Here is a 24,985-nt window from a genome sequence, read left to right on the forward strand (position 1 = left end):
TTAGAAAATACATCCTTTTATCGTCAATTAATTTGAGATTTACATCTAGGAAGACTATTGCAATATTTTTGAAACAGAAGAAGCCAAGACTTTTAACAAGGTTAGTTTCACATAAGATAACGTTATAGATAATACCTTTACGCTAAAAATAAATCTTGAAATTATCAGGGAATAACCCAAAAGGAATCTGCTAAAACTCCGTTTTTATAATAAAAATTGGCTTTGCGATTTCCATGAAAGTCTAAATATAAAAATTCGAGCTCATAAACTTCACAAGCTATTACTGCAAAATTATTTTTATATGAGTTGCTTTCGGCATCTGTTGGTTTTACCTCAGAAAATCGTTCTTCATAACCTAAGGTAGTTGTAAATGATTTGGTGTTTGGTGGTAAAATAGTCATATAACCTAATCGAGCTTGAGCACTCGTAGCTTGCCATTTTTCATGCGACAATTCATTATTGGTATGTAATTTTGTATATGCTTTAATTACTATTTGAATTTTTTGTCGTGCATCATAAAATAACAACGAAATACGATTGTCTTTTTGTAAATCGTGAAATTTTCGGGATCGATTATCCGTGTGAAAATAAATTATTTTTTTTATTTCATCCACTTTTCTGTTTACTACTATTCGCATAGAAGCGACGTTATTTTCACTAACAGTACCAACACAAATTGTTCTAAAACCATTTTTTTTCTTAATCGAACCGTTAAGTAATTTTTTCCATGCCAATGCTTCCAAGCCATGCAAGTCATATATAACATCATTAATTGTAATAACATCGTTAGCTTTAAAACTCATAATAAGGCAGTTGATAAATAATATAAAACAATTTTTGATTACCCAAAAGTAACAAATAATTAGCGATCATCACTTCAAATGATCCTTAATCTAAAATAACTTTGGATTAAAAAATTTTCTTTTCAGTCAAATATTTCCAGTATCTTTTAGGAACATGTTGTACATGTAACTTAATGTTCTTTCGTTCTTTGATATTGGTGTGATCAAAGTATTCCCACCACAATTTTTGGTATTCAATTTCTTCATTAGAGAATACTTCAGTGCTTTTACTTTCAATCAATTTTAAATCTAAATCCAACGATACAATCTCAATATTTTTTAAATCATAAAAAACACCATACTTTCGACGAAGATCATAAATAAGCCATTTTTGATCTTGATATCTATTTTTAAAATGATTGATTATTAAAGTTAGGACATCAAAATCAGGATCAATTTTAGCAAAATAAATTCCGTCTTTTAACAGTTCAAACCGAATGAAAGCTTCCATGCGATGTTTTTCTCTCCCTACACTTTTAGTTAATTGTGAAATTTGTAATACCGAATCATTGGAGAAGTCTTTCATTACGTTGCTATTTTTATTAGCAACGGCATAACTGATGACATCAAACATAACATCTTCAACACCTGGTTTTTCTGATAAAAAAGCATAGATTAAATTTCTAACGCCATCACTTTCTAACTGATTGTTTAATTTTTTAATGACTCGATCTGATTTAGAAACATCAGTAATGACTTCAATTCTATCCGCAAAAATATTTTGCTGAAGCACATGACTTTTCACAATTTGTGGTGCTAGATATTTGAATTCAAAAACTTCAAAAACAGCTGTAAGAAATCCTTCAAAAGTACTATCGTAAGAAAGTAGCGTCATTCAGTAGTGAGAGTTGATTGCTAAATGGTTTTTCAAATTTAGACCTGGTGTCAGTCAAGATTATCTCTTTTAAATTCAACGCATTTAAAAATTTAAGATGTGAATTTTCATTACTAACAGAAATAAAATAACGGGCTCTATTGATGGCTACACCTATTTTTTTAAGATGATCTAATGTTAGGTTTTGAAATCTTCTTGCATGTACAATTTTATGTGCTGATTTGACTCCAATTCCAGGAACACGCAAAATCATTTCGAGTGATGCATTTTGAATAATCACTGGAAATTGCGTAATATTTCGAAGCGCCCAACTCATTTTCGGATCAACTTCAAGATCTAAAAAAGGGTTGTTTTTATCTAAAATTTCATTGGCTTTAAAGCCGTAAAACCGGATCAACCAATCAGCTTGGTAGAGCCTGTTTTCGCGCACTATTGGAACTTGAGCTCCTATGGCAGGCAAACGAATATCATTAGAAACAGGTACATAACCCGAGTAATAAACCCGTTTTAAATCGAAATTTTTATAAAAGTGATCCGCAACCTGAATAATCTGCAAATCATTTTCTTGAGTAGCACCTACAATCATTTGCGTGCTTTGACCAGCAGGCGCAAATTTAGGTGTGCTCTTAAACTTTTTCTTTTCTTCTTTATATTGAATTAATTCATTCTTAACAAAACCCATCGGTTTTATCATATCTTGATGATTCTTATCAGGGGCCAAGAGTTTCAATCCAGATTCAGTAGGGATTTCAAGATTCATGCTCAATCTATCTGCGTATAAACCAGCTTCACGCATTAAATCATCAGAGGCACCAGGAATACTTTTTAAGTGAATATAGCCATTAAAATTATGCTCTAGACGCAATTTTTTAGCTACACGTACTAAACGTTCCATGGTATAATCGGCATTTTTAAAAATCCCAGAACTTAGAAAAAGCCCTTCAATATAATTTCGCCTGTAAAAATTTATGGTCAAATCAACCACCTCTTCAACAGTAAATGCAGCGCGTTGTATGTCGTTACTTTTTCGAGTAACACAATATGCGCAGTCATAAATACAAAAATTAGTAAGTAATATTTTTAGTAGTGAAACACAGCGACCGTCTTCGGTGTAGGTATGGCATATTCCTGTTGCTGATGAATCTCCTAAACCTTTAGAAGTATTTTTACGATTTCCACCGCTTGAAGAGCAGGAAACATCATACTTTGCAGCATCAGCCAGAATTTCAAGTTTTTCTTTAACTTTATCGTAATTCAATAGAAAAAATTTTAGGTTTTGTATCACAAAAATAATCATTTCACAACCCTTAACTACTTAACAATTAGTTAATTTATAAAAGATAAGATGTTAAAATTTAATCCCATTTAAATAGCTAATTTTGTTCCAAGTTTTACCTTATATTTGCAAATTAAATGCAGTAGCATTTAGGTATTAAATTGACAGAAACAGAAGATGAAGCATATTAGAAATTTTTGCATTATTGCACATATTGACCACGGTAAAAGTACACTTGCTGACCGATTACTTGGTGCAACACAAACCGTAACGGCTCGTGAGGAAAAAGCACAGTTACTCGATAGCATGGACTTAGAACGTGAACGTGGTATCACGATAAAAAGTCATGCTATCCAAATGGAATATACATACAAAGGGCAAGAGTATATATTGAATTTGATTGATACTCCTGGTCACGTAGATTTCTCTTATGAAGTTTCTCGATCTATTGCTGCCTGCGAGGGCGCATTATTAATTGTAGATGCCGCTCAAAGCATACAAGCACAAACGATTTCTAATTTATATTTGGCGCTGGAAAACGACTTAGAAATTATTCCAGTTCTAAACAAAGTCGATCTACCTAGCGCAAATCCGGAAGAAGTAAGTGATGACATTGTAGATTTATTAGGATGTAAATTAGAAGAAATTATTCATGCCTCAGGTAAAACTGGACTTGGTGTTGAAAATATTTTAGCAGCGATAATCGAACGAATTCCGCCTCCAAAAGGAGATGTAAACGAACCTTTACAGGCGTTGATTTTTGATTCACATTACAACCCGTTTCGTGGTATAGAAGTTATTTTCCGTGTTAAAAACGGACAAATTAAAAAAGGTCAGAAAATTAAATTTATGGCTACTGGCAATGAATATTTTGCTGATGAAATTGGTACGTTAAAATTAAACCAAGTTCCAAAGCAAGTAATTTCAGCTGGCGATGTGGGATATTTAATTTCTGGAATTAAAGAAGCCAAGGAAGTAAAAGTAGGTGACACATTAACAGATGCTAAAAATCCAACTACCAATATAATTACTGGTTTTGAGGATGTAAAACCAATGGTTTTTGCTGGGATTTATCCTGTAGATACAGAAGATTATGAAGAGTTGAGAAACTCAATGGAAAAATTACAATTGAACGATGCTTCATTGGTGTTTTTACCAGAAAGTTCTGCAGCTTTAGGTTTTGGTTTTCGTTGTGGATTCTTAGGAATGCTACACATGGAAATTATACAAGAAAGATTAGAGCGTGAATTTAATATGACAGTTATTACAACTGTTCCCAACGTTTCGTATCATGCGTTCACAAAGAAAGATCCTACAACCGTATTGATTGTAAATAACCCATCTGATTTGCCAGAACCTTCCCGTTTAGATCATGTAGAAGAACCGTATATAAAAGCTACGATTATTACTAAATCAGATTATGTTGGGAATGTAATGAGTTTGTGTATCGAAAAACGGGGTTTGATTACTAATCAAACCTACTTAACTACAGAACGTGTTGAGTTGACTTTTGACATGCCTTTAGCAGAGATTGTATTTGACTTTTATGATCGTTTAAAAACGGTTTCTAAAGGATATGCTTCATTTGACTATACGCCAATAGGAATGCGAACTTCCAATTTAGTAAAAGTAGATATCTTATTAAATGCAACTATAGTTGATGCTTTGTCCTCTTTGATGCATACAGACAATGCTTACTCGATAGGTAAAAAGATGTGCGAGAAGTTAAAAGAATTAATTCCCAGACAACAGTTTGACATTCCAATTCAAGCTGCGATTGGAGTAAAAGTAATCTCTCGCGAAACCATTAAGGCATTGCGTAAAGACGTAACTGCTAAATGTTATGGTGGCGATATTTCTCGTAAACGTAAATTATTAGAAAAACAGAAAAAAGGTAAAAAACGTATGAGATTAGTTGGTAATGTTGAGATTCCGCAAGAAGCATTTATGGCGGTTTTGAAGTTGAATGATTAAATAGTATTTAGAGTGTAGTATTAAGAGTATAGTATTAAGTATTAAGAATTAAGACAAACCTGATGACGTAAAAATTGTCAGGTTTTTTTTAAATTTTTTCTTATAACTGATTTTTATAACCCTTTAAATACAGAAAGAGTTTACCTAACAAATCCAATCAGTTGGATTATATTTATTTTTGAAAAAATTGTAATTGCTTTTGGTATTTACGAAATGATTCAATCTTTCCGAAAATTCAAAGCCTAAAATTCTATTCCTTTTTTTACTAACTTTGTTTTTATGGAAACCATTAAACTAAATATCGACCTCAATGTTAATCAATTGATTGAAGCCGCCAAAAAACTGTCCCCAAAAGATCGCTTAAAACTTAATGATGCCATTTGGAATGAGGATATGGCTATTCCTATTGAACATCAAAAAATAGTTTTGGATAGATTGGCAAAAGCTAAATCTAATCCTAAAAGATTATTAGATTGGGACGAAGTTTCAAAAATGCTTTAATCCAATTGAGTTATATTTTAAAAATAGATGTTGATGCATTCAAAAACATTCAAGATACTTGTAAATGGTATGAATTGCACTCAAAAGGTTTAGGGTTACGCTATAAAACCCAAACCAAGAAGCAAATCAATTCTTTAAATAAAGACCCTTATTTATTTTCTATCAAATATGGCGAAATACAATGTAGAAAAATCGAAAAATTCCCTTTCTTAATTCATTATTTGATAGACGAAAATGCAAAAACGATAGCTATTTTTGCCGTTTTTCATACTTCACGAAATCCAGAAATCTGGAAAACTAATTTAAACAAATAACATTTTTGAAGATGTAAAAATCCCTGACATCATTGGCTACAAAACTTTGTACCTTTGCCAAATCAAAACTTATTTAAATAATTAATGAGCGAAGTTTTATTGCTTTGTTCCTCACAATAATATGATAGAAGATAAAAACCCACAACGAACAAGTATAGCTCAACTCGGAGAATTTGGACTCATAGATCATTTGACAAAAAACTTTACAATTAATCAAGCTTCAACCATAAAAGGAATTGGAGATGACGCTGCCGTTTTAGATTTTAAGGATAAAAAAGTAGTTGTTTCTACTGATTTATTGATTGAAGGGGTACACTTTGATTTGGCTTATATGCCATTAAAACATTTAGGATACAAAGCTGTTGTGGTAAACATATCAGATATATGCGCAATGAATGCGAAAGCAACACAAATCACAGTTTCTGTTGCCGTTTCTAATCGATTTCCTTTAGAAGCTTTAGATGAATTATTTGCAGGAATTACGCACGCAGCAATTGAATATAATGTTGATGTTATAGGTGGAGACACAACCTCCTCACAAAAAGGATTGATCATAAGTATTACGGCCATTGGTGAGGCTGATGAAGCCGAAATTGTCTATAGAAATGGTGCCAAACAAACTGATCTCTTAGTGGTTACTGGAGATATTGGTGCTGCCTATATGGGATTACAAGTTTTAGAAAGAGAGAAACAAGTGTTTCAGGTAAATCCAAATTCGCAACCTGACTTAGATGGGTACACCTATTTAATTGAACGTCAATTGCGACCTGAAGCTCGCAAAGATGTTCGTACGCTGCTACACGCTTTAGAGATAAAACCTACATCGATGATTGACATTTCAGATGGCTTATCATCAGAAATTATGCATCTATGTAAACAATCGGGAGTGGGTTGTAATTTATACGAAGATAAACTACCAATTGATCCTCAATTTATTAATGTATGCGAGGAATTTAATATTGACAGCACAACTGTAGCCATAAACGGAGGTGAGGATTACGAACTACTATTTACTATTGCAATGGAAGATTTTGAAAAAATAAAAGCCAACCCAAACTTTACTATTATAGGCCACATGACACAAGAAAGTGAAGGAATTCATTTAGTAACTAGAGCAAATACTAGAATTCCTTTGAAGGCAAGGGGTTGGAATGCATTAGAAGAATAAATATTTATAAAAAAAGAAGTTAAATGTTCATATATTTAAAAAATATCTTACTTTTAAAAAAAATAACTATATGAAAAAACTTTTCGTTGTATTGTGTTTATCTTCTTTTTTATTTAGTTTCAGTCAAGAAAAAGACATCACTGATTTTAAAAGAAATGAATTTAAAGGAAATGCCTTAATGCTTGTTGCGGGCGCGGTAGAAATAACTTATGAACGTATTTTGAGTGAAGAATCAGCTGTGGGAGTATCATTGTTTTTTCCTTATGATGACAATATCAATATTAATTTTAGTTTAACTCCTTATTATAGATTTTATTTTGGAAAAAAACCAGCTGCTGGATTTTTTGCCGAAGGTTTTGGGATGTTAAACAGTTACGAGTACGATAATTTTAATTATAACAACACAAATTATCCAACCTACACAACTGGCGATGCTACTGATTTCGCCCTTGGATTTGGTCTTGGTGGAAAATGGATTACTAAAAAAGGTTTTGTATTCGAAATTAATGCTGGTGTAGGAAGAAATTTATTTAATACTATAAGCCGTGATTACGATTATGAGATTGTAGGCAGAGGTGGAATAACATTAGGATATCGTTTTTAATAAAAATAATGAGTTTAAAAAGTTTCAAAATTCTTTTTATTCGATAAAATAAATAGTCTATAAAGAAAAAATGTTTTGTGCCATAACAGCACAAAACATTTTTTTTTAATTATAAATCTGACATCTAAAGTTATTCTTTTGTTACCATAATATTTAGCTCTTTCAATTGCTTTTCATCAATTGTAGCAGGAGCATCAATCATTACGTCCCTTCCTGAATTATTTTTAGGGAAAGCAATAAAATCACGAATGGTTTCTTGTCCTCCAAGAATAGCTACTAATCTATCAAGACCAAATGCTAATCCACCGTGTGGTGGCGCACCAAACTGAAAAGCGTCCATCAAGAATCCAAATTGCGCTTTAGCTTCTGCTTCAGTAAATCCTAAATATTTAAACATCAATTGTTGCGTCGCTTTATCGTGAATACGAATAGAACCACCGCCTATTTCATTTCCATTGAGAACCATATCATACGCATTAGCACGAACTTTTGCTGGATCGGTTGATAGTAAGTGCATATCTTCTGGTTTTGGAGATGTAAATGGATGATGCATCGCATGATAACGACCGCTTTCCTCGTCAAACTCCAATAAAGGAAAATCGACAACCCAAAGTGGAGCAAATTGGGCCGGATCTCTTAAACCTAAGCGTGTCGCTAATTCCATACGAAGTGCTGAAAGTTGCGCACGAGTTTTATCAGCCGGTCCAGACAGTACAAAAATCATATCGCCAGCTTTAGCTCCAGTAATTTTTGCCCAGTTCCCTAAATCCTCTTGATCATAAAATTTGTCTACAGATGATTTATAAGTACCATCTTCATTACATTTAGCATACACCATTCCGGAAGCCCCTACTTGAGGACGCTTTATCCAGTCAATTAACCCGTCAATTTCTTTACGCGTATAATTTCCTGTTCCTGGAACGGCAATACCCACTACTAATTCAGCGGCATTAAATACTGGAAAAGCTTTATGCTGCGCAAATTCGTTTAACTCACCAAACTCCATCCCAAAACGAATGTCTGGCTTGTCATTTCCATAGGTTTTCATAGCATGATCGTAAGTCATTCTTGGAAATTTATCCACTTCAATTCCTTTAATTTCTTTAAGTAAATGTCTAGTCAAACCTTCAAAAACATTTAATATATCTTCTTGCTCAACAAACGCCATTTCGCAATCAATTTGTGTGAATTCTGGTTGTCTGTCTGCGCGTAAATCCTCATCACGGAAACATTTTACAATTTGGAAATATTTATCCATTCCACCCACCATTAGTAATTGTTTGAATGTTTGCGGTGACTGTGGCAAGGCATAAAACTGACCTGGATTCATTCGAGAAGGCACTACAAAATCTCTTGCCCCTTCTGGAGTAGATTTGATTAAATAAGGGGTTTCTACTTCACAGAAATCTAAATCCGAAAGATATTTACGTACTTCCATTGCTACTTTATGACGAAAAAGCAAACTGTTTTTTACAGGATTTCTTCTAATATCTAAGTAACGGTATTTCATTCTGATGTCTTCACCACCATCTGTTTCGTCCTCAATTGTAAAAGGAGGCGTCAGCGATGCATTAAGAATAGTCATTTGGGTCACTAAAATTTCGATATCGCCCGTAGTCATATTTTTGTTTTTAGCTTCACGCTCAATAACAGTTCCTTTGACTTGAATAACAAATTCACGCCCAAGTGTTTTTGCTAATTCAAAAACTTCTTTATTAGAACGACTTTCGTCAAAAATTAATTGTGTAATTCCGTAACGATCACGCAAATCAACCCAGTTCATAAATCCTTTATCTCTCGATTTTTGAACCCAACCAGCGAGTGTAACTTCTGTATTAATATCTGAGGCGTTCAATTCTCCACAATTATGACTTCTATACATATCTAAAATTTATATTATTTTCTTTGTCCACCCTGTGGTAACGGATGCAAATTTAAGGTTAATTATGAATAATAAATTGACAATAGTAAATTTTTGCATGATTGTTTTAATGTTGCTTCTTTAAAGTAAGACTATAATTTTTTTGGTTTTATGATCTAATTGCTACTAAGTCTAAGATATATTCTCTAATTTATTGATTATTAAAAATCTTTTTTAAAAGTAAATACATAACAATGAAAGCTATAATTAGCCCAAAAAATCACGCTATTCCTTTACTAATAAGTGCAAAAAAAACCATCCAATTTATTTTTTTTGGATGGTTTTTTGCTAATTACCAGCTTATTTACAACCCTATCTTATAATTATTAATTTTAAATAAAACTTTTACTTCCAAAAAAGCGCGTAAACCACAACTAATATTATCATTATTGCAAATGCTGAAATATTAAAAAGCGGACTTGTTTTGAACAACTCCTTATTCAATGGGATCCCTTTTTCGTCATTTTGTCCTTTATTTTGGAACAAACTAATGGCAATAATTAATAACATTGTCAATAGTGCAGTATATCCCATTTGGTCCATCCATGGCAATGTTGGAAATATAGATTCTATTCCACTACCCGCTGCCCAAGATTTAGGTCCAACTTTAAAAAACATGGCAATAGGAATTGAAAGTACTGCCCCCCAAATCGCTGCCTTGTTTGTAGTTTTTTTCCAAAATAAACCTAGTATAAATACTGCCAGAATTCCCGGGCTAACTACTCCAGTATATTCTTGTATAAATTGAAATGCTTGATCAATTCCTCCTAACAGAGGTGCCATTATTACCGCTATTAATAGAGCAACACCTCCAGAAAGACGACCCATATTAACAGTAGTTTTATCATCTGCATTTTTATTAATGTACTGCTTATAAATATCCATTGTAAAAATGGTAGAAGTAGAATTTAACATCGAAGCTAGAGATGAAACGATAGCTGCAGCCAAAGCAGCAAATGCTAAACCTTTTAAACCGGCTGGTAAGAAATGCAGTAACCATGGGTAAGCTCTATCCGCAGTGCCTAATCCTGGTAAATTTTCCATAGCTGATGCGCCCAATCGAGCCATTATAACTGGATCATTGACCATTACATAAGCTGCAATTCCTGGAACAACAACAATAAACGGAATCAGCATCTTTAAAAATGCAGCTAGTAAAATTCCTTTTTGAGCTTCACGCAATGATTTAGCAGCTAAAGTTCTTTGGATTATATACTGATTAAAACCCCAATAGTAAATATTAGCAACCCAAAGACCACCGACTAAAACTCCAATTCCTGGTAAATTCATATATTCTGGGTTAGATTTGTCTAGTATCATTACAAAACGATCAGGAGCAGCATTGTAAACCGTTTTCATTCCTTCCCACATTCCAGCACCATCAGAAACGGTATTTAACGCTAAATAAGTTGTCACTAAACCACCTAATACTAAGAATATAACTTGAATTACATCTGTCCAAGCTACAGCAGAAAGTCCACCGTATAAGGAGTATGCCGCTGAAAATAAAGCCAAACCGATGATGGCATAAACCATGTCAACACCTAATATAGTTTCAATTGCTAAGCCTCCTAAATATAATACCGTTGTAAGATTAACAAATACATATAAAGCAATCCAAAATACAGCAAGAATTGTTTTTAAGTTAGTGGAAAATCGTTTTTCTACAAATTCAGGAATTGTATAAATTCCTTTTTCGATAAAAATTGGTAAAAAATATTTACCTACGATGATTAATGTAAATGCAGCCATCCATTCATAAGACGCAATTGCTAATCCTAATGCAAAACCTGAACCAGACATACCTATAAATTGTTCAGCCGAAATATTAGCAGCGATCAATGAAGAACCAATTGCCCACCATGGCAAGGATTTACTAGCAAGAAAATAATCCTCAGCATTTTTTTGTTGTCCGTCTTTTTCGCGAGAAACCCATAGTCCAACACCTAAAATTAATACTGCATAAGCAGCAAAAACTAAATAATCAATAAATCCAAATTCTGTTGTCATACCTTGTCGTTTGTTATGTTTGTTTTATCTACTTATTTCTTTTATTTTTCTAAATATTTTATCTGTATAAATCGTATTCATTTTTATTTTAAAATTTAAATTATACAACTATATAGTGCACATTACTTGTGTTAGCATACTGCTTTTTATTTAGTGTTTTTATAATGCACATCTAATTGATTTCTTAACGTTTCGGCACTTTTTTCAGGGGTAATATCTCGCTGACTTTCTCCCATCATTTCGTAACCTACCATAAATTTTTTTACAGTCGCTGATCGTAATAGTGGTGGATAAAAATGCATGTGAAAATGCCATTCTGGATGCAACTGTCCATCTGTAGGCGCTTGATGAATTCCAGACGAATAAGGGAAAGACGTTTCAAAAAGATTATCATATTTTATGGTCAATTGTTTCAAAATCGTAGCAAAAGCATGCGTTTCATCTTTATGAAAATCAGTGATTTTTCCAAAATGACGTTTACTCACTATCATAGTTTCGTATGGCCATATTGCCCAAAACGGGACCAATGCTACAAAATCATCATTCTCAATGACGATTCGCTCTTTTAGTTTCAACTCTTCCTTTACATAATGCTGCAAAAGCGAAGTGGAATGTTTGTCGTAATACGCTTTTTGATTGTTTTGTGTTTTTTCAACCTCCGTTGGTAATGATGATTGCGCCCATATTTGACCATGTGGATGCGGATTGCTACAGCCCATTACGCTTCCTTTATTTTCAAATATTTGAACGTGATTGATATATTCTACTTCACCTAATGTAGTATATTCTTTTTGCCAAGTATAAATAATATCTTTGATCGATTCTACTGACATTTCTGGCAAAGTCAAGTTATGCTTTGGCGAGAAGCAAACCACTCTTGAAATTCCTCTTTCTGGTTTTGCCCTGAAAAAAGTTTCTTCAATATTGTTATCAAATGTAATTTCTTCTTGTTTTAAAGCGGCAAAATCATTTTCGAAAACAAATGAATTTTCATAAGTTGGGTTAATTTCTCCATTTGCACGCACATTTCCTGGACATAAATAACAAGTAGCATCGTGCTCTGGTAAGGAATTTGAAGAAATTGTTTCATTTTGTCCCTGCCAAGGTCTTTTAGAACGATGCGGAGAAACTAAAACCCATTCGTTAATTAACGGATTATAGCGTCTATGTGGATCTTCATGGATATCAAATTTTTTCATATTAACTATTTTTATAAAGCGATGTACCGTTACTAATTTTTACATCATAAATTTTTAATTTAATTCCAAATTTGTCAAAATAAAGCGCTGAAATTTTAGCTTTTATGCGCTCTTCATGTCCTTTTTTTATCAAGTTTATGGTACAACCACCAAAACCGCCGCCCATTAATCGTGAACCTACAACTGCTTCCTCGGTTTTAAGTGTATCCACAATCATGTCTAATTCTGGGCAACTCACTTCATAATCTTGAGACAATCCTTGATGTGTTTCAAACATTAATTTTCCTAACGTTGGAATATCGCCATTGTCTAAAGCCTCACATGCCTGAATTACTCTTTTTAATTCTTTGACCACAAATAAACTTCTTTTAAAAACATCCCCAGACATTTTATCTTTTACACTGTGGACTTGTTCTTCCGTACAGTCTCTAAAACTTTTCACTTCAGGAAAATTAATTTTCAATATTGCGATTCCTTCTTCACATTGCTCACGACGCTGGTTGTAAGCCGAAGTCATCAAAGCATGTTTTACATTAGAATCGAATAAAATTAATGAATAATCAATAAAATTAGCATCGTGATATTCATATTCTAAAGTACGGCAATCAATCTTTATTACTTTATTTTCCAGTCCCATCACACTTGAAAACTGATCCATAATACCGCAATTGATACCAACCCAATGCTCTGCGCTTTGTCCCATCAATGCTATATCAACTGGTTTTATATCAAGATTATAAAGTTCTTTTACACCAAATAAAAATCCGCATTCTAATGCTGCTGAAGAGGATAAGCCAGAACCTACAGGAATAGAACTGCTAAAAACACAATTAAAACCTTCAAATTGAAATCCTTTAATTTGTAATTGCCTAATTACGCCCCTTATATAATTAGTCCACACTTGCTCTGATAATTCAATTGGATCATTAAGATCAATTTCAAATTCTTCATCAAGATCAATTGCTATAATTTTTGAGGTATTTGCATTACTCTTTTCGAAAGCAAAACAAATAATTTTATCAATAGCTGCTGGTAAAACGTAGCCGTCATTATAATCAATGTGTTCCCCAATAATATTTATTCGTCCTGGAGATAACACTATTTTTTGTGGTTCGGTTCCATAACTCTTTTTAAAAAAAGCTATTGTATCCTGAATTAAAATGTCATTCATTTTTTAGAAATTTTAAGCGTTCCTTTCTGAAGTTGATCAGAACTTGCCGTTATTTTTATTGGCGTTTTTAAATGGGATGTTTTAAGAAGTATAGTTGCAATCCCTGCTTCTGCTTTTACAGGATTTGCTCCTATTAATTCGGCATTTCCTTCACTTATCGTAAAATTTACTTCATTAATAGCATCCGGAATAATGGTTCCAAATTCATCTGTGATTTTTGCATAGACAAAAACTACATCTGGATTATCAGGATTAATTACTTTAGAGGAAACATCAAAAGCCAACTCAATTTTAGTAGCTTTTTTAGGTGTTGTAACCACATTAGAAACAACGTTTTTCCCTTTTATAAAACCTTCAGCACGTAATGTTCCAGCAGTAAATTGTTCTATTTTAAATATGAAAGGTGGATGATTAAGTTTATCGCTGTTTTCGTTTATTGTTGGTTTTTGTTTGTTTATTAAAACATCATTTAAGTATAAGGCAACCTCATCACAATTACTAAAAACGGTTACATCCAGTGGCGATGTTGCTGTCCAATAATTTGCAATATGCACCATAGGACCTGAAGTTAATTTAGAATCTAAAACCACAGTTGGGCCGCGCTGACTTTGATAGAAGTAATGCGCAAACTTTGGAATTCTAAAAATATCACTGATTCCTGAACTCTCTAAATCATCGCTATACCCACGATTATAATCAAACATCAACCAATTAGCATCACCAATAGTCTGCTCCCCTTTTTTATTAGAATTAGCTGATTCTTGATAATTAAAAGCTTGCTGCAACAATCTTTTTTCACCGTCACCTCTTAATTGTCGCGAGCTTCTTTCAAAGTTTTTTAAATTTGAAAAGGCGGTCTGATTAAAACCAGCATTTTGTGCATAATATTCCCAATCACCATATTCAGCGATGAAAACTTTACGGTTTCCATTTTTATATTTTGTCCAATAATCAGGTGCTTTTGCATGCTGCCGCGCTGGAATAAATAAATCATAATTAGCATTATCCAGCCAACTTGCTGAATAATAATGTTCGAATGGTAATTCTTCTTTTAGCGCTTTAGTGGCTTGCTTCATAAAGTTTTCACTCATATCCGTTTCATTCAACGATGCTTCCCAGAAAATAATACTAGGATGATTCCTGTCTCTTCGAGCCATATCCCGAATGTCTTGAATCGCATTTTTCTGAAATACTTCGTTACCAAAAAACTGCCAACCCGTTAAACTATTCATTACTAAAAGTCCTAATTCATCGCAAGCATTCATAAAAGCTTCTGCATGTGGATAATGTGACATTCGAACCAAATCAAAACCTGCATTTTTTATTTTGACAGCATCACGATATTGCGCTTCATCAGAAATAGCATAACCTAAATATGGATATTCTTGATGCTGATTTGTACCTGCGATATATATTTTTTCATCATTCAAATAATAACCATCCTCTTTAATTTCTGATTTACGAATGCCTATTCGTTCTGAATAATTATCAATCAACTTATTATTTGAAAATACCTGAATTTCTAAATTGTATAAATTTGGACTTGAAATTGACCATAATTTAGGATCTATCAAGCTGATATTTTGTACGAATGCTTTTCCTTGATTGGCATTCAAAGAAAGTTCACCCGATTTAAAAACGGTTTTATTCCCTTGCTTGTCCTTTACTATATAATGTAGAACGAATTTTTTAGCAACGGCAAATTCATTTTTCAAATCGACCTGAATCGTTCCTGAAGCTTTGGTTTTATTAATGGAATTAAAATTAACAAAAACACCTCCGCTGGCGACTTTATTAGCTTGATTTGCATTAGTGATGTGTAATTTATTAGTTGTCACTAAATATACATTCCTATAAATACCGCCAAAATAATTAAAATCCAATCCTTTAAGTGGTTTGCCTGGTAAAATTTCTGGATTGTCTTCGTTATTGACTTTTACTTTTATCAAATTCTCTTTATCTGAATTCAAAAAAGACGTAATGTCTACCATAAAAGGAAGATAACCACCTTTATGATTCGCCACTTTCTGGTCATTTATCCAGACGTCAGCTTCCTGCATAACTCCCTCAAAATAGATAGAAACTTTTTTATCTTTAAAGTTGGCTACTTTAAATTTCTTTTGATACCAAGATGTTCCTTGAAACTGATTATTAACTACTAAAGGTTCAATTTTAGCGGTATGTGGAATCGTTATTTTCTCCCAGTTAGTAGCTTGTTTTTCTTCACGCTTAAACTCCCAATCAAAACCAAAGTTAACTTTAGATCGTGATTGAGCATCCATTTTTATAAAAGGGAGCGTTACAAAAATTAGTAAAACAAAAAAATTACGGTAAAAGATCAATTTCATTATTGGTTACAATTTAAAATCTATTATTGCGGTTACAAGATATTACAGCGCTACGAATTTATAAATCGTTTTCTGATAGTAAACTTCTCCTTTTTTCAAAACTGAATTAGGAAAGTGTTTGTGATTAGGTGCATCAGGGAAATTTTGAGTTTCAAAACAAATCCCACTAGTAGAATGATAGTTCACACCTTCTTTTCCTTTTATGGTATCAAAACAATTTCCTCCCACATAGACATGAACCGCTGGCTGACTGGTATAAACCTCCATCTTTAAGTTGTTTTCTTTACTATAAAGAGAGGCTGCCATCTCCTTATTACAATCTAAAATGAAAGTATTATCAATAATCTCAGGGCAATTTTTAGACTTGTTGAAATCCATGTCAGAATTTACAGTATCTAAAAAAATACCTGTGGGAATAAGTTCAGCTGTTGTTTCTAATATTTTTTCAGAGTTAATAAACAATTCTTGATCTAAAACATCTGACTGATGACCATTAAGATTAAAATAACTATGATGCGTTAAATTCACCACTGTATCTTGAGTTGTAGTAGCGTGGTATTCAATAATTAACTCATTATCCTCTGATATTGTATAGGTGACTTGAACTGCTAGTTCTCCAGGATAATTCTCTTCATTATGTAAACTATGATAACACAAAGTTACAGATGGATTTTTACCATCCTGTTCGCTTGTAATTTTCCACAATTTTTGACTAAAACCTTCCTTTCCTCCATGTATAGAATGATTATTATTATTTTTATTCAAGTGAAACGTATCCGAATTTAAGGTAAAAATTCCATCATTAATTCTCCCTGCAAACCGCCCTACAGTACAACCAAAATAAGGTGCACTCACTAAATCAAATGATTTTATGTAATTATTTAGTGTATCAAAACCTAAAACCACATCAATAAGTTTTCCATTTTTGAGAGGTATTTTTAATGACGTTACCGTTGCGCCATACCCCATAATCTTTAACAGCATCCCGTTTTTATTAGCTAATTCACAAGAGTCTATAACCTCATTGTTAGCCATTAAACCAAATAATTCAATTGTACAATTAGACATAAAATAGTAGATATGTTTTATTTTCTTTAAATTTTTATCAAATAATGAAATCAAAAGTAAATTATTTTTGTTTTAATCCATACCAGTACCTATCAGTTTTTTGTATATTGCACAAAAATACCTTTTTTATGAAAATAATTTCAGTTCAAAATAACCTTGGTGTTCCTAAATACAAACAGATAATTATATCTATTGAGAAAACAATTGAAAAAGGTCATTTAAAAAAAGACGAGCGCTTACCATCAATAAATAAAGTTTGTCTTGAATTTGAATTATCCAGGGATACTGTTTTACAGGCGTATGAAGAATTGAAAAAAAGGGGAATAATTTATTCTGTTCTTGGAAAAGGATATTATATCAAAAGCACCGAAACTACTATAAAACAAAAGATATTTTTGCTTTTTGACGAGTTAAATATTTTCAAGGAAGATATCTATAATTCCTTTTTGAAAAATATTGGGAAAAATGCTCAAGTTGATATTTTTTTTCATAATTTTAATAGTAAAGTTTTTCTAAAATTGATCAATGATAGTAATGGAAGTTATACGAAATATATAATTATGCCAACCAATTTAGTTGAGGCAGCATCCATTATAAAAACCCTACCAGTTGATGAAGTTTATATACTGGATCAAACAAATTTTGATTTAAAATCATATCCAGCCATTTATCAAAATCATAGAAAAGATATTTATGATGCGTTGACTAAAGGAAAAATAAAATTAAAAAAATATAAAAAAATGATTTTGATTTTTTCAGGGTCTAAGGAACCTTTAGAAATGAAAATAGGTTTTGAAAATTTCTGCAAAGATAACGCCTTTGATTATGCTATTATATCGCAATTTGAAAAACAAGAAATTAAAGCTGGGGAAGTTTTTATTATTCCAAGCGACAGAGATTTAGTTAGCGTAATAGAAAAAGCAAAAAAGCAAAATTTTAAGCTAGGAGTAGATTATGGGATCATTTCTTATAACGATACCCCACTCAAAAAAGTGGTTGAAAACGGTATCACCACGATTTCAACTGATTTTGAGGCAATGGGAAAAATTCTAGCACGTATGATTTTAAGTGAACAAAGAGATCAAATAGAAAATAAGTGTTCCTTAATACTTAGAAATTCTTTATAAATAATAATTAGAATCCTCATAAGTGAGATCCTATGAGGACTAATTTTTTAGTACTTATTCAATTTTTGATTAGCAATTAAAAATAAATTCGAATGTGTAATTTTTCTTTTATTAATTAATAAAACAGTTTAAGACTATAAACGCACATAAATAATTACGCATGTAATCTAGGATACATTTTTATTATCAGTCCTTTAAGTCGGATTTGATAATCTTCCATCAACCATTCTTTATAATTTTTACTGGCATTTTCAAGACATTTTACATACTGTTTTACTCTCCATTCTATCTCAGGAAGTAATTGCTCAGCGAGTGAAATAGCTTGGGACAATGTTGCTGCATTCTCGATACACATTTTAGTTTGCTGTCTAATGGAATCTTGTATCACCGTTTTAGCTTTTTTATCCATGTCTAAAGCTTCCTGATAATGCGATTCTATATCAAATGTCATTTCTAAAGTCTTAGGAAACTGAGCGCGCAGTTCTGCACTGATAGCATGAGACTGAAAAGAACTCGTGCTTGTTTGATAGTGTAACTCTTTGGCGAAAGCATCAGGATAATCGAATATATTTTTCCAATCTAATGGCGCTTCCCATGCTCCAAGCGTTGTATATTATTTCCTAAATCAGTAATTCCAAATGTTTTTTTAGATGCTAGTCGTCTGGCTACTCGTCCAACCATTTGATGGTATAATGTAATAAAAGTTGTAGCTCGATTGAGAATCACATGTTTCACCGATGGTTCATCAAATCCAGTGGTAAGAATAGAAATCGAAGTAAGCACAGCATCCTTAGTTTTTTTAAACCATTTGAGAATTTCTTTTCTATCGGCTTTAGAAGTTTTATTATCTAAATGTCTAACTGGAATTCCTGCTGCTCTAAACTTCTCCTCCACTTGCATAGAAACCGCAATACCATTATTGAAGATCAATGTTTTTTTACCAAAAGCATTCTCTTTATAAGCTTCCAATAACAAATCCAACATGGCAACAGAACCATATAATTGATTGGAAGAATGGATTGTAAAATCACCGTGAATACCTGTTTTTAATGAATTTAATTCTACTTCGTAGACAAAAGATTTTGGCTTAGCTAGAAAACCATTATCAATTAAAATGCCAATACTTTCCTCCATAAGTAGTCTATCGTAATAGCGATTCATTGGCTTGGATATATCTGAACTAAACGGCGTTGCTGTAACTCCAACAACAGACGCTTTTTTAAAACTACGAATAAGTTATCTAAATGAATTATGATGTGCCTCGACTATAATTACAAGTCCAACATTTTTTGTTTTAATTTTCTAAGTCTTAATTCTGTTGCGCAATGTTTATACCATCGCCACATAACATGGAGAATTATTTTTAAAATTATTTGTCTTACTATTGATGATACGGTTAGGAACGGTAAGCTTTTTCAAAGTAGTAGAAGTTTGCTTACATAACTCACTGCGATGGGTAAGCACCATTACTGTTTTGGCATACTGTTCAATATACTTACGGGCAATTTCCGAAAAGACCATAGTTTTCCCGCCACCCGTAAGCAATTGATATCATAACTTATTAGTGGCTTCAATTTGTATATTATCAAAAATAGTATTGATATCCTTTTATTGATAATCATAAAAGGATGCGAGAGCTTGTACTGTGATTTTCATTTAAAATAATAAAGTCAGATTATGTGTAACAAAAAGTTGCTACAATTTTAGAAATTAATAAAGCCTACAATCATCCTTTTTCACAATTAATCGTAGATTTTAGATACTAATTAATTGATTTAAATAAGCAAATACTATATGTGATTTTAGACCCTTTTCCGACTCTAAAAGTACTGATGGCACTAATAATTGAATGTATAGAATTGCACTACTTTATTATATAAGTGGTATCATAAATTATCGCTATGATTATTAGCAATAAGATTACAGTGCTATAAAAATTAAAATGTATGTTGAGATTTCTATTTTCAGACACCTAATAATTAAGCAACTAATTCATTTAAATCTATAAATTTCTATAATTATACTTGATTAATTTTAGTGATTATTAATCATAAAATTGAATAATTATGGAAACTTTAGTTGGAAAAATCGAAGATCATCAAAACACTAATGATGATAGTAATGCAAATGAGAAGATGGTTTACAATGAAGACATGGATACAAATGATCCTAACAAGAACGATGATGATTTTTTAAAATATGATGATAAAGACATGGATGAAAAACAAGACGACAAGGAGGATTTGGAGGACGAAGATGAGATGATGGAAGATGATGACGATGATGATTTTCTAAATGATGATCTTGGAGAAGATGAAACCGATCAGGGCACACAATTATTATAATAGCAATTGAGATCGTTATTTGTTAAAGTGACAATACTTTATTTCATAAATTGATTATAAATAATTTAAATTATATTTCATTGATTACTTGTAATGCTTCAGCAAAATTATAGTTAGGAATTTGTAATATTTAACTATTTAAAGCATAAACAAGAACTGAACCCCGCTAAAGACAGATATTATTTGATGAGAGGACTCATACATAACATTCTAAAAAACTCAAAGATGGCTAATGTTGATTTTATAAAATCTTTGGATCTAAATCCAAATAATGATATTATCAAAAAACTGGTTGACAACTATGAAAAACACCTAAAGTCTAAATATCCTGATCTTTACTTTTCAAGGATGGGAGGAGTTGGAATTTTAGCTTGTGCTAGATGTGACTTCTCAGAATCTGTACTTGGATTTATACATAATTTGGATTTGTGGGATTCTACAGGGTACCAATGTCAAAAATGTGGTCAATTTCATAAAGTTGGGAATTCTGAAGATTTAAAACAATTGCCTTCTTGTCAGTGCGGAGGAAGTCTATCAAGAGAAGAACCAGTGTTTTGCCCTCAATGTAAAAGTAAGGCAGTTAAATATGATTTAAGATATTTAACCTAACTTTGATATTTAATACTCCTTTTCAATAAAGGTTAGAGTATGTAAGGATAATTGCTTTTAAAGAGTTGTGTTTACCCTAATATTGAGAAGCGAGCAAAAATCAAAAGATAGAAAAAACAAAGACTAAATATTAATTAATAACCCAGCAATACAAATCCCGTACAACTTTAAAAAAGAAAACCCTTAGTTTACTCATTAAGAGCTAACTAAGGATTTCTTAAGTACCCGGAGCCGGAGTCGAACCGGCACGGTTTCCCACAGGTGTTTGAGACCAGCGCGTCTACCAATTCCGCCATCCGGGCTTAGCAGACAGAGATAGCAACAGCTATCTCAACGCAATAAAAGAATGATTGTAATTATTCAACCACTATTTCCTTTAACACGCTGCAAATGTAAAAAATAATAGTCTATGTCCAACTAAAAATAGTTAATTTTTTCCTTTCAGAGTTGAATTAATTTCATAAATTTGCACCTCGGTAAAAACGAAACACACAACTAACTACATCCGAGGCAAATACCTGTGTAATGCTACTGACAAGTGCTATAGCTCAATTAAGTGATAGGCAACGGAATAAAAACAACAAATTAAATGTCACACCTAGAACCAGAAGCTAAAATTTTTGCTTGTTCACAAAGTGTCTATCTTGCTGAAAAAATAGCAGAGCAATACGGAATTCCATTAGGTAAAATCACAACATCACATTATAGTGATGGCGAATTTCAACCTTCTTATGAAGAATCGATAAGAGGATTGCGAGTATTTATTGTGTGTTCTACTTTTCCTTCAGCTGATAATTTGATGGAATTGTTGTTGATGATTGATGCAGCTAAACGTGCATCAGCAAGACATATAACAGCAGTAATTCCTTATTTTGGTTGGGCAAGACAAGATAGAAAGGACAAACCAAGAGTTCCAATAGGAGCTAAATTAGTAGCTAATCTATTAGATGCTGCAGGAGCAACTAGAGTAATGACAATGGATTTGCATGCAGACCAAATTCAAGGGTTCTTTGAGAAACCAGTAGATCATCTTTTTGCATCCACTATCTTTTTACCGTATGTAAAAAGTTTAGGATTAGAAAATTTGACCATTGCTTCACCAGATATGGGCGGTTCTAAAAGAGCCTATGCCTATTCTAAATTTTTAGAATCTGATGTGGTAATTTGTTATAAACAAAGAAAAGAAGCTAATGTTATTGACACCATGGAATTAATTGGTGATGTAAAAGGTAAAAACGTTGTCTTAGTAGATGACATGATTGATACCGGAGGTACATTGGCGAAAGCCGCAGATTTAATGATCGAAAAAGGAGCACTGAGCGTAAGAGCTATTTGTACACACGCAATTTTATCAGGTGATGCTTACGAAAAAATAGAAAATTCTAAATTATTAGAATTGATAGTGACCGATTCTATTCCCTTAAAGAAAGAATCAAACAAAATTAGAGTTTTGAGTTGTGCACCATTATTTGCAGATGTAATGCACATGGTACACCACAATAACTCTATAAGTGGGAAATTTATAATGTAATTTGGCGGTTTGCTTTTCGCTTTCAGCTTTTAGCATTACTCGATTTAATTATAATAAACAAGCTTAAAGCCAAGTGCCAAAAGCTAATAGCAAGTATAATATTAATAACTATAATAAATTTACAATGAAATCGATTACAATTAAAGGATCAGAAAGAGAAAGCGTGGGCAAAGTTGCGACTAAAGCCTTACGTAATGCTGGATTGGTTCCTTGCGTATTATACGGAGGAAATCAGGCAGTTCATTTCTCAGCAGAAGTTATGGCATTTAAAAACTTGGTTTACACTCCAAACGCGCACACAGTTGACATCGAACTTGCAAATGGAAAATCATTTCAAGCAATTTTGCAAGACATTCAGGTTCACCCTGTGTCTGACAAAATTTTACACATTGACTTCTTTCAATTATTTGACGACAAAGAAATCACCATGGAAGTTCCTGTGAAAATTGTTGGAAAATCTAAAGGTGTTATGGCTGGTGGAGATTTACGTTTGAACACACGTAAACTTAAAGTAAAAGCGTTACCGAAAAATCTTCCTGATTTTATCGAAGCTGATATTACTCCGCTAGACATGGGTAACAAACTGTACGTTACTAAAGTTGCTTCGCCTGATTACAAAATCATGCACCCAGACAACACAGTAATCGCTCAAGTTAAGATTTCTCGTGCCGCTATGAAAGCAGCTCAAGAAGCAGCAAAAGCAGCAAAAGCTCCTGTAAAAGGAAAGAAAAAATAATATTTTTTCAAGCATATTCAAAAGCATCAGTTTTACAATTGATGCTTTTTTTTTATTTCTTTTTTTAGTTGGGAGCACACCTTTTCGATTTCAAAACAACAATTGACCCGCTTTCCATTGCAATCTTTTTATTCGCCAAAAGGCTCATAAAAAGGATTTCCATTACAATCGGGGCTAGTTTAGACGTTGTGTTTTTACAAAGACTATTCTGTAAAAACCTATTTAACTGAAAAATATTAAACATTCAAATTTTTACAAACATCCCCTATATTGTCATTCCGAGGAACGAGGAATCTCTACAATATTTGCCAATTTATGTAGCTAAATATTTATTAGTATAGATTTTATTGCTATAACGATCTAAAGTATAAATAGTTGTTTATGTTAAATCAGCAGCAGACGTTTTCGATTTCAAAACAACATTTCTCCCGCTTTCCAGTGCAATCTTTTTATTCGCCAAAAGGCTCATAAAAAGGATTTTCATTACAATCGCGGCTAGTTTATACGTTTTTATTTTTAATGACTATCCCATTGCATTGTCATTCCGGGGAACGAGGAATCTCTACAATATGTTATCATAGTTACTATAAAGTTCTTATTAAACGCAAGTTTTTACAAACATCCCTATATTGTCATTTCGAGGAACGAGGAATCTCTACAATATTTGCCTATTTATGCAGCTAAATATTTATTACTATAGATTTTATTGCTATAACGATCTAAAGTATAAATAGTTGTTTATGTTAAATAGCAGCAGACATTTTCGATTTCAAAACAACATTTCTCCCGCTTTCCATTGCAATCTTTTTATTCGCCATAAGGCTCATAAAAAGGATTTCTATTACAATCGGGGCTAGATTATACGTTTTTATTTTTAATGACTATCCCATTATATTGTCATTCCGGGGAACGAGGAATCTCTACAATATGTCATTATAGTTAATATAAAGTTCTTAATAATTGCAAGTTTTTACAAACATCCCCTATATTGTCATTCCGAGGAACGAGGAATCTCTACAATATTTGCCAATTTATGTAGCTAAATATTTATTAGTATAGATTTTATTGCTATAACGATCTAAAGTATAAATATTTGTTTATGTTAAATCAGCAGCAGACATTTTCGATTTCAAAACAACATTTATCCCGCTTTCCATTGCAATCTTTTTATTCGCCAAAAGGCTCATAAAAAGGATTTCCATTACAATCGGGGCTAGTTTAGACGTTTTAATTTTTAATGACTTTCCCATTATATTGTCATTCCGAGGAACGAGGAATCTCTACAATATGTTATTATAGCTACTATAAAGTTCTTGAATTCAACTTATAAATGCAACTTTTGAGAAAAGAGTTGCAAGTAGATTAAATTTTTACAGAAAGAGAGAAAAGAAAATAAATTCTTTTCC

The 24,985-nt window shown here is 32.4% G+C and carries 22 protein-coding genes and 1 tRNA gene; 10 read left to right on the top strand and 13 right to left on the bottom strand.

Translation table 11 applies throughout. The features are described 5' to 3' along the window. Positions 1–164 precede the first annotated feature (164 nt). The 3 genes from RCH18_RS13630 to RCH18_RS13640 all read right to left on the bottom strand — a co-directional run bounded on the left by RCH18_RS13630 (position 165) and on the right by RCH18_RS13640 (position 2,935). The gene (locus tag RCH18_RS13630; RefSeq protein WP_326937316.1) at positions 165–803 is read right to left on the bottom strand and encodes a pyridoxamine 5'-phosphate oxidase family protein; all 639 of its coding nucleotides are present in this window, start codon (positions 801–803) and stop codon (positions 165–167) included. Between the two features lie 106 nt (positions 804–909). Then, positions 910–1,677 (bottom strand): TIGR03915 family putative DNA repair protein, encoded by a 768-nt coding sequence (locus tag RCH18_RS13635; protein WP_326937317.1) that lies wholly within the window; start codon positions 1,675–1,677, stop codon positions 910–912. Next, entirely contained in the window at positions 1,655–2,935 is a 1,281-nt protein-coding gene (locus tag RCH18_RS13640; RefSeq protein WP_326937318.1) for a putative DNA modification/repair radical SAM protein, read from the bottom strand. The genes RCH18_RS13635 and RCH18_RS13640 overlap by 23 nt, the downstream gene beginning before the upstream one ends. A gap of 195 nt (positions 2,936–3,130) precedes the next feature. On the opposite strand from RCH18_RS13640, the gene lepA reads away from it, so the two are divergent. From lepA to RCH18_RS13665, 5 genes are all read left to right on the top strand, one after another. Beyond that, positions 3,131–4,927 (top strand): translation elongation factor 4, encoded by a 1,797-nt coding sequence (lepA, locus tag RCH18_RS13645; RefSeq protein ID WP_326937319.1) that lies wholly within the window; start codon positions 3,131–3,133, stop codon positions 4,925–4,927. A 279-nt stretch (positions 4,928–5,206) separates the two neighbouring features. Then, the gene (locus RCH18_RS13650; RefSeq protein ID WP_326937320.1) at positions 5,207–5,428 is read left to right on the top strand and encodes an addiction module protein; all 222 of its coding nucleotides are present in this window, start codon (positions 5,207–5,209) and stop codon (positions 5,426–5,428) included. 5 nt (positions 5,429–5,433) lie between these two features. After that, entirely contained in the window at positions 5,434–5,742 is a 309-nt protein-coding gene (locus RCH18_RS13655; RefSeq protein WP_326937321.1) for a type II toxin-antitoxin system RelE/ParE family toxin, read from the top strand. A gap of 121 nt (positions 5,743–5,863) precedes the next feature. Continuing rightward, a complete protein-coding gene (gene thiL / locus RCH18_RS13660) occupies positions 5,864–6,910 on the top strand; it encodes a thiamine-phosphate kinase (protein ID WP_326937322.1) in 1,047 nt (348 codons plus the stop codon). Positions 6,911–6,980: 70 nt separating this feature from the next. Further along, positions 6,981–7,514, top strand: coding sequence for a DUF3575 domain-containing protein (locus RCH18_RS13665; protein ID WP_326937323.1), 534 nt, complete (start codon positions 6,981–6,983; stop codon positions 7,512–7,514). Between the two features lie 130 nt (positions 7,515–7,644). Here RCH18_RS13665 and aspS read toward each other — a convergent pair whose 3' ends face one another. The 6 genes from aspS to RCH18_RS13695 form a co-directional block, all read right to left on the bottom strand. Next, entirely contained in the window at positions 7,645–9,396 is a 1,752-nt protein-coding gene (gene aspS, locus RCH18_RS13670; RefSeq protein ID WP_326937324.1) for an aspartate--tRNA ligase, read from the bottom strand. Between the two features lie 384 nt (positions 9,397–9,780). Beyond that, on the bottom strand, positions 9,781–11,445 hold the full coding sequence (locus tag RCH18_RS13675) for a sodium/sugar symporter (protein WP_326937325.1): 1,665 nt from the start codon (positions 11,443–11,445) through the stop codon (positions 9,781–9,783). 146 nt (positions 11,446–11,591) lie between these two features. Next, positions 11,592–12,644 (bottom strand): UDP-glucose--hexose-1-phosphate uridylyltransferase, encoded by a 1,053-nt coding sequence (locus RCH18_RS13680; protein ID WP_326937326.1) that lies wholly within the window; start codon positions 12,642–12,644, stop codon positions 11,592–11,594. A 1-nt stretch (position 12,645) separates the two neighbouring features. Beyond that, positions 12,646–13,815 (bottom strand): galactokinase, encoded by a 1,170-nt coding sequence (galK, locus tag RCH18_RS13685; protein WP_326937327.1) that lies wholly within the window; start codon positions 13,813–13,815, stop codon positions 12,646–12,648. Continuing rightward, on the bottom strand, positions 13,812–16,097 hold the full coding sequence (locus RCH18_RS13690; protein ID WP_326937328.1) for a glycoside hydrolase family 2 TIM barrel-domain containing protein: 2,286 nt from the start codon (positions 16,095–16,097) through the stop codon (positions 13,812–13,814). The genes galK and RCH18_RS13690 overlap by 4 nt, the downstream gene beginning before the upstream one ends. Before the next feature lie 108 nt (positions 16,098–16,205). Continuing rightward, on the bottom strand, positions 16,206–17,231 hold the full coding sequence (locus RCH18_RS13695; RefSeq protein ID WP_326937329.1) for an aldose epimerase family protein: 1,026 nt from the start codon (positions 17,229–17,231) through the stop codon (positions 16,206–16,208). Positions 17,232–17,359: 128 nt separating this feature from the next. On the opposite strand from RCH18_RS13695, the gene RCH18_RS13700 reads away from it, so the two are divergent. Further along, on the top strand, positions 17,360–18,358 hold the full coding sequence (locus tag RCH18_RS13700; RefSeq protein ID WP_326937330.1) for a GntR family transcriptional regulator: 999 nt from the start codon (positions 17,360–17,362) through the stop codon (positions 18,356–18,358). 154 nt (positions 18,359–18,512) lie between these two features. Here RCH18_RS13700 and RCH18_RS13705 read toward each other — a convergent pair whose 3' ends face one another. The 3 genes from RCH18_RS13705 to RCH18_RS13715 all read right to left on the bottom strand — a co-directional run bounded on the left by RCH18_RS13705 (position 18,513) and on the right by RCH18_RS13715 (position 19,879). After that, entirely contained in the window at positions 18,513–18,809 is a 297-nt protein-coding gene (locus tag RCH18_RS13705; protein WP_326937331.1) for a hypothetical protein, read from the bottom strand. A gap of 128 nt (positions 18,810–18,937) precedes the next feature. Beyond that, positions 18,938–19,519 carry a DEAD/DEAH box helicase gene (locus tag RCH18_RS13710; RefSeq protein ID WP_326937332.1) on the bottom strand — a complete coding sequence of 194 codons (582 nt, stop codon included), beginning with the start codon at positions 19,517–19,519 and terminating at the stop codon, positions 18,938–18,940. Positions 19,520–19,687: 168 nt separating this feature from the next. Further along, positions 19,688–19,879 (bottom strand): hypothetical protein, encoded by a 192-nt coding sequence (locus RCH18_RS13715; RefSeq protein WP_326937333.1) that lies wholly within the window; start codon positions 19,877–19,879, stop codon positions 19,688–19,690. 545 nt (positions 19,880–20,424) lie between these two features. On the opposite strand from RCH18_RS13715, the gene RCH18_RS13720 reads away from it, so the two are divergent. Both RCH18_RS13720 and RCH18_RS13725 read left to right on the top strand, forming a co-directional pair. Then, on the top strand, positions 20,425–20,703 hold the full coding sequence (locus RCH18_RS13720) for a hypothetical protein (protein WP_326937334.1): 279 nt from the start codon (positions 20,425–20,427) through the stop codon (positions 20,701–20,703). Positions 20,704–20,928: 225 nt separating this feature from the next. Beyond that, a complete protein-coding gene (locus RCH18_RS13725; RefSeq protein ID WP_326937335.1) occupies positions 20,929–21,312 on the top strand; it encodes a hypothetical protein in 384 nt (127 codons plus the stop codon). Positions 21,313–21,534: 222 nt separating this feature from the next. Here the strand turns inward: RCH18_RS13725 and RCH18_RS13730 are convergent. Continuing rightward, positions 21,535–21,614: transfer RNA gene (locus RCH18_RS13730), tRNA-Leu, on the bottom strand. Positions 21,615–21,901: 287 nt separating this feature from the next. Between RCH18_RS13730 and RCH18_RS13735 the strand changes: the two genes are divergently transcribed. Beyond that, positions 21,902–22,843, top strand: coding sequence for a ribose-phosphate pyrophosphokinase (locus RCH18_RS13735; protein ID WP_326937336.1), 942 nt, complete (start codon positions 21,902–21,904; stop codon positions 22,841–22,843). Between the two features lie 124 nt (positions 22,844–22,967). Next, the gene (locus RCH18_RS13740) at positions 22,968–23,579 is read left to right on the top strand and encodes a 50S ribosomal protein L25/general stress protein Ctc (RefSeq protein ID WP_326937337.1); all 612 of its coding nucleotides are present in this window, start codon (positions 22,968–22,970) and stop codon (positions 23,577–23,579) included. The last annotated feature ends 1,406 nt before the right edge of the window (positions 23,580–24,985 follow it).

This window comes from Flavobacterium sp. PL11 (assembly GCF_035985025.1).
In the GTDB taxonomy this organism is placed as follows: Bacteria; Bacteroidota; Bacteroidia; order Flavobacteriales; family Flavobacteriaceae; genus Flavobacterium.